Annotated in this window: 6 protein-coding genes and 1 pseudogene; 2 read left to right on the forward strand and 5 right to left on the reverse strand. The window is 70.0% G+C overall.

The window, feature by feature from the left end:
* Positions 1 to 185: 185 nt before the first annotated feature.
* Positions 186 to 686, reverse strand: a complete 501-nt coding sequence (locus tag ACWDSL_RS34830) for a VOC family protein (protein WP_450491955.1) — start codon at positions 684 to 686, stop codon at positions 186 to 188.
* A gap of 11 nt (positions 687 to 697) precedes the next feature.
* Entirely contained in the window at positions 698 to 1531 is an 834-nt protein-coding gene (locus ACWDSL_RS34835; protein ID WP_450491956.1) for an SDR family NAD(P)-dependent oxidoreductase, read from the reverse strand.
* A 119-nt stretch (positions 1532 to 1650) separates the two neighbouring features.
* On the opposite strand from ACWDSL_RS34835, the gene ACWDSL_RS34840 reads away from it, so the two are divergent.
* The gene (locus ACWDSL_RS34840; protein ID WP_450491957.1) at positions 1651 to 2310 is read left to right on the forward strand and encodes a TetR/AcrR family transcriptional regulator; all 660 of its coding nucleotides are present in this window, start codon (positions 1651 to 1653) and stop codon (positions 2308 to 2310) included.
* A gap of 65 nt (positions 2311 to 2375) precedes the next feature.
* On the opposite strand, the gene ACWDSL_RS34845 is transcribed toward ACWDSL_RS34840, so the two are convergent.
* Entirely contained in the window at positions 2376 to 3905 is a 1530-nt protein-coding gene (locus ACWDSL_RS34845; RefSeq protein ID WP_450491958.1) for an FAD-binding oxidoreductase, read from the reverse strand.
* Positions 3906 to 4204: 299 nt separating this feature from the next.
* Here ACWDSL_RS34845 and ACWDSL_RS34850 point away from each other — a divergent pair, with 299 nt between their 5' ends.
* Positions 4205 to 5287 carry an alpha/beta hydrolase gene (locus ACWDSL_RS34850; protein WP_450491959.1) on the forward strand — a complete coding sequence of 361 codons (1083 nt, stop codon included), beginning with the start codon at positions 4205 to 4207 and terminating at the stop codon, positions 5285 to 5287.
* A gap of 80 nt (positions 5288 to 5367) precedes the next feature.
* Here ACWDSL_RS34850 and ACWDSL_RS34855 read toward each other — a convergent pair.
* Both ACWDSL_RS34855 and ACWDSL_RS34860 read right to left on the reverse strand, forming a co-directional pair.
* Positions 5368 to 10095, reverse strand: a pseudogene (locus ACWDSL_RS34855) (type I polyketide synthase); the annotation flags it as partial.
* Positions 10096 to 10186: 91 nt separating this feature from the next.
* Positions 10187 to 11665: SDR family NAD(P)-dependent oxidoreductase (locus tag ACWDSL_RS34860; protein ID WP_450491960.1), on the reverse strand; the 1479-nt coding region annotated here is incomplete at its 5' end.

Here is an 11665-nt window from a genome sequence, read left to right on the forward strand (position 1 = left end):
AGGCCGGGGCCGCTCATGGGGTCGTGTGTCGGTGAGTGGCTGGAAGAACGATGGAGTGCCTGGGACGGGTTCAGTAGCAGCATAACGGGTCACACCTCCCCCGCCACCGGGCACTCATCGACCCCAAAATGACCCTGTGTTTCCAAATGTTTCCAAGAGCGCGGCAGCGGCGACGTCGGCGCCGCTCAGAAGTCGCCGGCCTTGATCCTGTCGAACGCGGCAAGGAACTCCGGGGGGCCGTAGGCCAATTCGGTGTAGACGCCGAACGGGTCGACCGTGTCCGTGTAGGTGAAGCGGGCGTCCCCGGAGCGGCCCGACATCGCGATCGGGTGGCCCGCCGCCTCCATCCCCGCCACGGCTGCCTCGAACTGCTGGACGCTGCCCATCAGGAAGCAGACGTGGTGCAGCCCGGGCCCTCTCTCATCAAGCCAGTCCTTGAATATGCTCTCCCCGGAGTCATGCTGGATCAGCTCCACCATAATGTCTCCGGAATAACCAAACGCACAGGAGAACTGAAATTCTCCCGGCCGCCCTCGGTATGTCTTCTCGGTAATCGCAGCACCCAGGTCACGCCATACGAAGAATCGCGAAACACCGAAGGTGGCAGAGAACTGCTCGATTGCCTCATCGAGGTCTCTCACCACATATCCGAGCTGCTGGAGCTGACCGTCGGGAAACGGCGGCACGGCAGATATCATCACATACCCACCAACTGCTCCGTGATCTCTTTCAGGCGCAGCGCGTCCGCCACATCGAACGCCTTTCCGCGGGTATTCACCGACTTCTTCTTCCAGTACGCGGCGAAAGGTTCGGCGGGCGGACTGTCGAGCAGTTCGACCATGGGCTTGATTGCCTTGTCCACCGACGTCGCCGCCACCGCGAACGTGGCCTTGGTCATGACCTTCATGGGGAGCGGCAACGAATTCGGCATTCCCGTGGAGACCACGCCCGGGTTGTATCCGATGTATGTCACGGAGCCTTTGTCGTAGGTCTCGGCGAAACCCACGCCCAGGAGGTCGTTGGCCCGGAAGGACTGCAGCGTGGCCTTGTTGCCGTTGTAGCGGCGCTCCAGTTGCAGGTCATCCCAGTGGATCTTGCCGAGACCCACACCAGGAGTGCCCACGTTCATGATCACCGGCCGCTTGGTGCACTCCAGCGCGTCCCGCAAGCCGTAGCTCAATACGAACCGGCTCAGATAGGAAAGGGCGAAGCTGTGCTCGAACCCCTCCGCCGTCACCGAACGCTTACCGAAGAGTTTGTAACGCTGAGCACACAGGACGAGTTTGTCCACGGATGCGTACGTGTTCTCGATTTCTTCCACCAGACGCCTGGTGGCGGACATCGACGTCAGGTCGACCGCGAGGAAATGGGCCCGGTCCGCCGCTGAGATCTTACGGGCCTCCTCGATTAATGTCTCCCCTTTCTGCTGGGTGCTCCCAATGGCCACGACCCTGGCACCCTCACTCAAATAGTGCAGGGCGATCCCACGCCCGATGCCATCCGTGCCACCGGTAATGACGACGGTCTGCATGCCTTGTCTCTCCCCTTCCAGACCACGGACTCAAGCCACAAGTCATCCGATGATGACTACGTCAGCGTAGGGGGCCATGAGCTAGCCTGTCAACGTTTGATGACTTAAGGAGTACCGATATGCCAGCCACTCCACAACCGCACAAACGCGATCGCGCCGCGACCCGTGCCGCCCTGCTCGACGCGGCACGGGCACGCTTCGCCCGGCTCGGGTACGACGGGACGACCGTGCGCGACGTAGCCCAGGACACACACGTGGATCCCGCGCTCGTATTCCGCTACTTCGGTTCCAAACGCGCCCTGTTCCAGGAGGCGTGCGTGGATCACCAGGTTCTGGGGGACATCATGTCGGGGCCGCTGAACGCCCTCCCGGCCGGCATGCTGAAGTCCGTCGTATTCCAGGACTGGGAGCAGTTCGCCGGCGAGCACCCCCTGGTCATGCTGTTGCGCTCGCCCTCGCACGCCCCCGCCCGCACGCGTCTGGAGCGAGAGGCGCAGGCCGCTCATATCGAGGAACTCATCAAGCAGGTCAGGGGCCCGGACGCACCGCTGCGCGCGGAGATACTGGTCGCCTGTCTGCTGGGCATGGGCATCATGCGCACGGCTCTTCACTCACCCGCGCTGACCTCGGCCACCTTGGAGAATGTCCTGCCGTACTTCGAAGGCGTCACCCGCGTGCTGATCGGGGACGACACGGACGTGGAGGGACCCGGTGGCGCCGGAAGTACCGGCGCGGACACCGACTGTACCGGCGCGGACACCGGCCCTCAGCACGCCTGACCGCCGGGCGGAACGGGCACCGTTCAAGCGAGAACGGACACCGTTCGGGCGAGAACGTACACCGTTCAGGCGATCCCCTGGGCGAAGCGGAAGAAGCCCTCGGGGTCGTACGCTCGCTTCACGGACACCAGTCGCGCGTAGTTCTCCGCGTAGTACGACCGCTCCCAGTCCCGCAGCTCAGGGTCGATGTAGTTCTGGTAGGTCTCGTGCAGGGAGTAGGGATCGACCGCGGTGAAGCCGCCGTCGATCCAGGTCCGTACGGCTTCCTGCTCCTGCGGTGTCGGACTCGCCGCCACTGTGCCCACCGTCCAGTTCAGCGTGAACTGCGCGTCCCGGTGGACATAGGCGGTGGCGGTCCGGTCCAGGGTGTTGGCCCTGCCACCCAGAGCGAGGGCCTGGACGAACCGCAGCTGGCCGGGGCGCGGGGAGGCCGTGAAGGCGGAGAGCAGTTCACTGATCCCGGTCTTGGGCAGACCGGTCCCGAACAGCCTGCTGCGGTCCAGGATGAAGTTTCCGCGCGGCATCACCGCCTCGGGCGAGTAGCCGACCGTGTGGCACTGGGCCACCGTCTTGTCGGAGCACCCGAACCAGTCCAGCATGCCGTCGAGGAACGTGAACCGCGTGCTCGTACGGGTGTCCGGAGCGCGCCCCACCCCGGCGGCGAGCCCGTCCAGGAGGGGAGCCAGGTCCTCGGGGGTGCCGAGGAAGGAACCGTCGACCCAGACGGCGGGCTCGGCCGCACCGGGCGCCGTGTCGAGCTGGCTGACGATCCAGCGCGAACTCAGCTCCCACGGCATGGTCGGCATCCACTCCTGCCAGGCGGAGATGACCCGGTCCACGTCGCTCCACGTCCATGCCAGCCGGAAGTTCACCATGTCCCGGGCGGTCGTGGTGCGCCGCTCGTAGCGGGTGACGATGCCGAAGTTGCCACCGCCACCGCCGCGCAGCGCCCAGAACAGGTCGGGGTGCTCGTCCGCGGAGCAGATCACCGTGCGGCCATCGGCGAGCACCACCTCCGCCGAGACGAGGGCGTCGCAGGCCACGCCGAAGGAGCGAGTCTGCCAGCCGATGCCCCCGCCGTGTACGAAACCGCCCGCCGCCACCGAGCCGTGCAGCCCGCTGGCGAGGGCCTGCCCGTACGGGGCGAGCGCGGCAAGTGCGTCGACGGTCTGCACGCCCGGACCGAGCGCCGTGGTGGTGTCCCCGGGCGTGATGGATCGCAGCCGCGACACGTCGATCACCAGACCCGGGGTCGTGGAGTAGCCGCCGAAGCTGTGCCCACCGCTGCGCGGCACCGCCGGGAGGTCGTGATGCTGGACGAAGGCCAGGCACAGCCGGACGTCGGCGGTGCTCTCGCAGTACGCGACGGCCGCCGGGGACGAGGAGTCGTACATGCTGAAGTACACCTGCTTGGCCTGCGCGTAACCGCTGTCCGACGGCAGGACCAGGTCCCCGCCGAGTCGCTTGCGCAGACCGCTCCAGTCGGCGGGCGAGGCGTCGGCCGCGGCCGAGGTGACCGGTCCCAGCACGGGTGCGGCCGCTGCCAGGGCGAGGCCGGCGGCTCCGCCGCGCAGGATCTGCCGTCGTGTTGCCATGAGGTGTACCTCTCCTGAGGTCAGAGGGTGACGTCGACGCCCGTCCCGGTCGACGCCGTGCGGTCCGAACCTGGCACGGGGCGGTAAATCGCCGCTTAAACAGGCCAGTTCCCCCGGGTCGGGCGCCGCCCGGACATCCGGAGCCGGTCTGGGAGACGGGCTAGGTCCAGGACCAAGACCAGGACCAGGTCTGGATCTAGGGAGGCTTAAGGGCCCACGCGGACGCTGGGGACGGTGGCCATTCCCACCCGCCCCACGGACGCGGCCGGGTGAGGCACCCGGCGAGAGGAGACTTACGAATGGCGCATGAAGCGCATCGCAGCAGGACTGAACACGACATCGATGAACTCAAGCAGTTCATCGTGGTGCACTCCCACGCCCAGCGCCTGCCGCCGGCGCTGTGCGAAGAGGTCCTGTCACGCATCGAACACGACGGCACGGGGGCCGGCTCCTGGACCGCCGAATGGTCGGACATGGCACGGAAGCTGGCCGTGGAGGACCGCCTGCTGGAGGCCTGCCAGTGCTGGAACACCGCACGGTTCCCCTACGTCGACGAGCCGCAACGGGCCGAGGCCCAGCGCGCGTGCGTGGAGACCTTCCGGCAGTGGAGCAGCCCTCAGGGCCTCATCGAACGCGTCGAGGTCACGGTCCCCGGCAGCGCTGACGGGCCCGGAGGGCGGTTCGCGTGTCTGGCCGCCGGGCTGTCGGCCGACACACCACGGCCACTGCTCGTGGTGATGGGCGGCATCGTCAGCGTCAAGGAGCAGTGGGCCCCGGCGCTGCTCCTGGCAGACCAGCTCGGTCTCGCCATGGTCGCCGCGGAGATGCCCGGCGTGGGCGAGAACGAACTCGTCTACCGCAAGGACAGTTGGCGCATGCTGTCGGCTCTGCTGGACACGCTCGCGGACCGGGCGGACGTCGGCCGCACCTACGCTTCGGCCATGAGCTTCAGTGGACACATGGCGTTGCGCGGCGCACTGCACGACCCGCGCATCCGGGGTGTGGTGACGGCGGGTGCGCCGGTCAGCGGCTTCTTCACCGACCGGGCCTGGTACGACTCCACGGTGCCGCGCATCACCAAGGACACGCTCGCCCATCTGACCGGTCTGCCCCGGCACGGGCTGTTCGACGCCCTGAGCGACTGGGAACTGCGGCCCGGCGAACTGTCCGCGCTGAACATCCCGGTGGGGTACACGGTCAGCCTCCGGGACGAGATCATCCCCCGGTCCGATGTGGAGAGCCTGGTCCGGTACGCGGCGGACGTCACGCTCAACGAGAACGACGACGTGCACGGCTCTCCCTCACACGTGGAGGAGACGCGGACCTGGGCAGTGCAGACGGTGCTGCACATGCTCCAGAGCGCCGCGGGCCGACAGGCCTGACCCGCGGACCGGCATGCCTGACCCCGCCTGCCGCACGGCCCGGGCGCCGGCGCTTCGCCGGGGCCCGGGCCGTGTGTGGTTCACGCGGCGGCTTCGGCCACCAGTTGCTGCCGCAGGAAGCGCACGAGATCGACGGGCGTGGGGTGGTCGTAGACCACCGCGGCCGGCAGCGGCAGACCGGTCACCCGGTGCAGCCCGTTGCACAGCTCCAGCACGGTGAACGAGGAGAACCCGATCTCCAGGAAGGAACGGGCGCCGTCCAGCTGCTCGGAGTCGTCGTGGCCCAGCACCTGCGCCACCTGCGAGCGGACCAGCTCGGTGAACCGGTCTGTCTGCGCCTCCTCCGGCAGCTCGCGGAGTTCGGCACGCAGCTCGGCCTGGTTCGCCCTGCTGCTCGGCCCGTCTGTCCGTGCCACGGCCATGCGTCCCCGGGCCTCGGGCAGGTCGCGGTAGAGGGCGCCAGTGCTCAGGCGCGTGGCGTGCGCGAGATAGGAGTCCCAGTCGATGTCGGCGACACCGACGACGGGTCCGGGCCCGCCGGCCGCGCCGCCGAACACGTTCGGCAGGCAAGCCAGGGCGCGCCCGGGGTCGAACTGCCGTATCCCCAACCGCGCTTCGGCGTCGCCACCGGCGTCGGAACCCATCGGCCCGCAGGCCAGGAGGGTGGCCGGCAGCTGCCGTGCGTGCCGGTGCCGGATCAGGGACTCGGCGTAGGCGGCATCGACGGCGGCTTGCCACGAACCGGGGTCGCTGCCGGTGAGCGCCACGAAGTCGGCGAAGACGACGAACCCCGTCAGCGGCATGTCCAGCGTGAGCTCGTGGAGGTGGCGCAGGGCGGCCCCGCCACCGGTGTGGAGGACGACGCTCAGGGGCGTCTCGTCGCCGGTGTCCGCGAGGGCGGCGGCGAGCGCGGTGCGGTCGGACGGGTCCGCGGCGTGCAGCCGTACGATCGCTCCGCGCGCCTCGAGTTCGGCGCGCAGGGCGTCGGCCGCGGCGGCTGCGGCGGGCAAGGCCTCGGGCACGGTTTCGGTCTCGGCCTCGGCCTCGGGGACGGCCTCGGGGACGAGGAGCAGGAAGTGACGGTGGCCGGCGTCGGCGAGTGCGAGCGCAGCCGCCCGGCCCGCGGTGGCGCCCGCCCCCGTGACCAGGACGGTGCCGTCGGCGGGAGCCGCGTCCGGCTCCGGCACCGGCCAGGGCGCACGCAGCAGACGACGGACATGGCGGCCCGAGGGCCGTACGGCGAACTCGTCCTCGCCCTCGGCTGAGGCGAGAACACGCGTCAGCTGGGCGACGGTGACGGAGTCCAGGACGGCCGGGAGGTCGATCGTGCCGCCCGCGCCGTCGGACGGGCGGAGCCCGGGAATGCGGCTCAGCCCCCACAGATGCCCCTGCGCGGGGTCGGGTGACGGGTCGCCAGGTCCGGTGGAGACAGCTCCGCGCGTCAGGGACCACAGCGGAAGGTCCTCCCCGAGCACCGCCAGCGCCTCCACGACCCGGGTGGTCAGGGCGACCCCCACGGGGATGGCGGGGTGCTCCGGATGCGGACCCTTCGCGGCGGCCAGCGCGGACAGAACACCGGCTGCGCCGCCGTCCTGCCGGAGGCGGTCCAGCGCCTCGCCGAGGCGCTCGGCGACCGATGCGTTCTCGTCGTCGGGGTTCACGGCGAATCGCGACACCCTCACTCCGGCGGCCGACAACGCCTGATGGAGGTCCGACCGCTGTTCCTCGTCCTCCTGCCGCGGCTCCACCAGGAGCCAGCCGGCGTCGACGGCCGGGGCAACCGCGTGCAGGCCGGTGCTGGTCTCCGGCAGCCGCCGCCACTGCCACTCGTACGTCCAGCCACGCTGGCGACGCCATCCGGCGAGCGTGGACTGCAACTCCGCCAGCAGCCGCCGTTCCTCGTGACCGGCGCCGAACGTACGGGCCAGGAGCGCGGGATCGCTGTGCTCCACGGCCGACCAGAACTCCTGGTCGTCCACCGACGTCCACCCGTCAGCCGTACCGGCGCCCGCCCTCGGCGCCCGCTCCGACGTGGCCTCCAGCCAGTACGGGCGGTGCTGGAAGGCGTACGGCGGAAGCCTGAGACGTCCCGCCGTCGCGGTCGGAGCGGTCGGAGCGGTCGGAGCGGTTGCCTCGGGCAGCAGTACCCGCCAGTCCACAGCCCTGCCGTGCGTCCACGTCTCGGCCAGTGCGAGGAGCAGAGTGCCGGGCTCGGCGCGATCCCGGCGGAGCGTGGGGGCGAGCACAAGCGGCTCGGAGCCCAGGCAGTCGCGGGCCATCGCGCTCAGGACGGCGTCCGGGCCGATCTCGACGAAGAGGCGCACGCCGTTCTCCTCCAGGGTGCGCACCCCGTCGTAGAAGCGCACGCCCTGCCGGATGTGCCGGGCCCAGTAGTCGGGGCTCATCAGCTCATCGGCGATCGCCACCCGGCCGGTGACGTTGGAAACGACGTCGATATCCGGTTCCCGGAACGTCAACCGAGCTGTCACGGTGCGGAGTTCGGCTGCGGCGGAGTCCATGTGCGGGGAGTGGAAGGCGTGGCTGACCCGAAGCCGCTTGGTGCGCCGGCCCCGACCCCGCCATGCCTTGGCCAGTTCGGCCACGGCGTCGGCGTCGCCCGAGATCACGGTGGCGGACGGGCCGTTGACCGCGGCCACGGCCACCTTGCCGTCGTAAGGGGCAAGCGCCTCGCGCACCTCGCTCTCCGGTGCCTCGATGGCGGCCATCGCGCCGTCCGCGCGTGCCGCCTGCATCGCCCTCCCTCGCGCGGCGACCAGTTCACAGGCGTCGTCCAGGCCGAAGACACCGGCGACATGGGCGGCGGCCAGCTCACCGATGGAGTGGCCCATGACGAAGTCGGGCCGCAGTCCGGTACGTTCCAGCAGCCGGTAAAGGGCGACCTCGATGGCGAACAGGGCGCACTGGGTGTAGAGCGTCTGGTCGAGCAGCTTCGCCTCGGGCGAGCGGGGCGCGGCGAGCACGACATCACGCAGGGGATGTTCCAGGTGCCGGTCGAAGTGTGCGCACAGCTCCGCGAACAGCTCGCCGAAGCCCGGGAAGGACTCGCTCAACTCCCGCCCCATACCCAGTCGTTGGCTGCCCTGCCCGGTGAAGAGGAAGCCGAGGCGCGCGTCCTTGTCGCTGCTGCCCGTCGCCGTCGTGGGTCCGCTCTCGCCTCGGGCCACGGCCGCGACGGCACGCAGCAGCCCCTCCTGGTCACCGCCGACGGCGACCGCGCGATGGTCGAAGACGGTCCGCTGGGCGAGGGACCGGGCCACCTCCGCGGGCCGGGGCGTCGGGTCGTCGTCGGCCAGACTCCGCAGATGGTCGTGCAGACGCCGCGCCTGGGCCCGCAGAGCGGTGGCGTCACGTGCGGACAGCACCCACGGCAGGGCGGGCACGGACGCGGCCCGGTCCGTATCGGCCGAGTCGTCCGCGGCGGGTTCCCCGGTGTGCTCGGTGTGCTGGGCCTGTTCGAGGACGACGTGGGCGTTGGTGCCGCTGATGCCGAAGGAGGAGACGGCACACCGCCGGGGACGGTCGTGCTCCGGCCACGGCCGCGCCTCGGTCAGCAGCCGCACCTGTCCGGTCTCCCAGTCGACCTGCGGGGTGGGTTCGTCGACGTGCAGGGTGCGCGGCAGTACGCCGTGTCGCATGGCCTGGACCATCTTGATGACCCCGGCGACACCGGCGGCGGCCTGGGTGTGCCCGATGTTCGACTTCACCGAGCCGAGCCAGAGCGGGTGCCGGACATCCCGGCCCTGCCCGTACGTCGCAAGCAGCGCCTGCGCCTCGATCGGGTCGCCGAGCGTGGTGCCGGTGCCGTGCGCCTCAACGGCGTCCACGTCCGCGCTCGTCAGACCGGCGTCGTCCAGCGCCTGCACGATCACCCGCTCCTGCGAGGGACCGTTGGGTGCGGTCAGACCGTTGCTCGCGCCGTCCTGGTTGACGGCCGAGCCCCGCACCACCGCCAGCACCTCGTGCCCGTTGCGCCGCGCGTCGGACAGCCGCTCCAGCAGCAGCACGCCGACGCCCTCGCCGAACCCCGTACCGTCCGCGTCCGCGGCGAACGACTTGCAGCGGCCGTCCGCGGCCAGCCCGCGCTGCCGGCTGAACTCGATGAACAGGCCCGGCGTGGACAGCACCGTGGAACCGCCCGCGAGCGCGAGCCCGCACTCGCCTGCGCGCAACGCCCGCACCGCGAGATGGAGGGCGACGAGCGAGGATGAACACGCGGTGTCGACCGACAGGGCGGGGCCCCGCAGGCCCAGGACGTACGACACCCGGCCGGAAGCGATGCTGGCCGCACTGCCGTTGCCGAGGAACGGCTCGTACTCCGGCGGCACCGTGTGCAGGCGGGCGCCGTAGTCGCTGTACATGATCCCGGCGAAGACACCCGTGTCACTGCCCCGCAGGGCCGTCGGGTCGATCCCGGCATCCTCCAGCGCCTCCCACGACGCCTCCAGCAGCAGCCGGTGCTGCGGGTCCATGGCGGTCGCCTCACGCGGGCTGATGCCGAAGAACGGGGCGTCGAAATGGTGGGCGTCGTGCAGGAAGCCTCCGTGCCGGGCGTAGAACGTGCCGCTGCGGTCGGGGTCCGCGTCGTACAGGCGGTCGAGGTCCCAGCCGCGGTCGACAGGGAAGTCCCCGATGCCGTCCGCACCGGAGCGGACCAGGGACCACAGATCGTCGGGCGTACGGACACCGCCGGGGTAGCGGCAGCTCATACCGACGATCGCGATCGGCTCGGTCGCGGCGGCCTCGACCTCCGCCAGCCGTTTGCGGGTCTTGTGCAGGTCGGCGGTCACCCACTTGAGGTAGTCGGTGAGCTTCTCTTCGTTCGTGGGCACGTTCTCATCTCTCCGTTCAAGTCGCTCGCCGCGTTCGAGCACCGCGGGGTCAGTGGACGTTCCGGCCCAGTTCCTTGTCGATGAAGTCGAAGATCTCGGAGGTCGAGGCCGCCTCGATGCGGTCCAAGGCGTCCGCATCACCGGTGTCCGCGTCAGCGGCGTCGTCGGAGCCGACCTCTTCCCATGCGGCGAGCAGTCGGCGCAGCCGTGCGGCGATAGCGGAACGCTCGCCCGGCTCCTCTCCCCCGTCGCCGTCGGCCGCGGTGGCTGCGGTGGTTGCGGTCGCTGCGGTGGCCAACACGGCCTCCAGACGGTCGAACTCCACCATGAGCGACGCAGAACGCGCGTCGACCAGCTGCGACGAGACGCGGGCCAGCAGGTGGTCGGCCAGTTCCGTCGGCGACGGGTGATCGAAGACCAGCGTCGCGGGCAGCCGTAGCCCGGTGGCCGCGTTGAGCCGGTTGCGCAGTTCGACTCCCGTGAGCGAATCGAAGCCCAGGTCCTTGAATGACTGATCGTTGTCGAGACTGTCGGGCGACTCGTGTCCGAGGACGGCTGCCACCGTGTTGCGCACGAGCTCCATGACGAGTGCGCGCTGCTCGTCCTCGGAGCGGCCCACAAGCCGCTCGGTGAACGACCCCGACGTCGTGGCAGCGGACTCGTCGCGCCGCGCCGTCGTGCGGACGAGCCCCCGCAGCATCGGTGCGAGCACTCCTGCCTGCGCCTGGGCGCGCAGCCCCGCCGGGTCCGTACGGAGCGCCACCAGCACGGGCGGGGTCTGAGCACCGCCGGCCAGCGCCTGGTCGAACAGGGCGAGCCCCTCTTCCTCCGACATGGGCACCATGCCGCTCCGCCCGAGCCGGCCGATGTCGTCCTCGTCCATGTGTTGGGTCATTTGGCTGGTGGTGTTCCAGAGGCCCCAGGCGATGCTGGTGGCGGGTTGGTTGTGGGTGTGGCGGTGGGTGGCGAGGGCGTCGAGGAAGGTGTTGGCGGCGGCGTAGTTGGCTTGGCCGGTGTTGCCGATTTGGCCGGCGGCGGAGGAGTAGAGGATGAAGTGGGTGAGGGGGATGTTGAGTTGGTTGGTGAGGTGGTGGAGGTGGTAGGCGGTGTTGGCTTTGGGGGTGAGGGTGTGGGTGAGGTGTTGGGGTGTTTGGTGGTGGAGGAGGGCGTCGTTGAGGGTGCCGGCGGTGTGGATGATGGTGGTGAGGGGGTGGGGGTTGTGGTGGAGGGTGGTGAGGAGGGTTTTGAGGGTGTGGGGGTTGGTGGTGTCGGTGGCGGTGATGGTGATGTGGGCGCCGTGTTTGGTGAGTTCTTGTTTGAGTTGGGTGGCGCCTGGGGTGTTGGGTCCGCGGCGGCTGGTGAGGTGGAGGTGGCGGGCGTTGTGGTGGGTGACGAGGTGGCGGGCGAGGAGGGAGCCGAGGGTGCCGGTGCCGCCGGTGATGAGGATGGTGCCGTTGGGGTCGAAGGTGGGGGTCTGGCCGGTGCCGGTGCCGGTGCCGCTGTCGGTGCGGCTGTCGGTGTCGGTGCC

The sequence above is a fragment of the Streptomyces sp. NPDC000941 genome (assembly GCF_053599555.1).

Excerpts from the sequence above, each read along its gene's own strand:
- ACWDSL_RS34845 (WP_450491958.1), bottom strand. The coding sequence starts at position 3,905 with ATGGCAACACGACGGCAGATCCTGCGCGGCGGAGCCGCCGGCCTCGCC.
- ACWDSL_RS34850 (WP_450491959.1), top strand. The coding sequence starts at position 4,205 with ATGGCGCATGAAGCGCATCGCAGCAGGACTGAACACGACATCGATGAA.
- ACWDSL_RS34840 (WP_450491957.1), top strand. The coding sequence starts at position 1,651 with ATGCCAGCCACTCCACAACCGCACAAACGCGATCGCGCCGCGACCCGT.
- ACWDSL_RS34835 (WP_450491956.1), bottom strand. The coding sequence starts at position 1,531 with ATGCAGACCGTCGTCATTACCGGTGGCACGGATGGCATCGGGCGTGGG.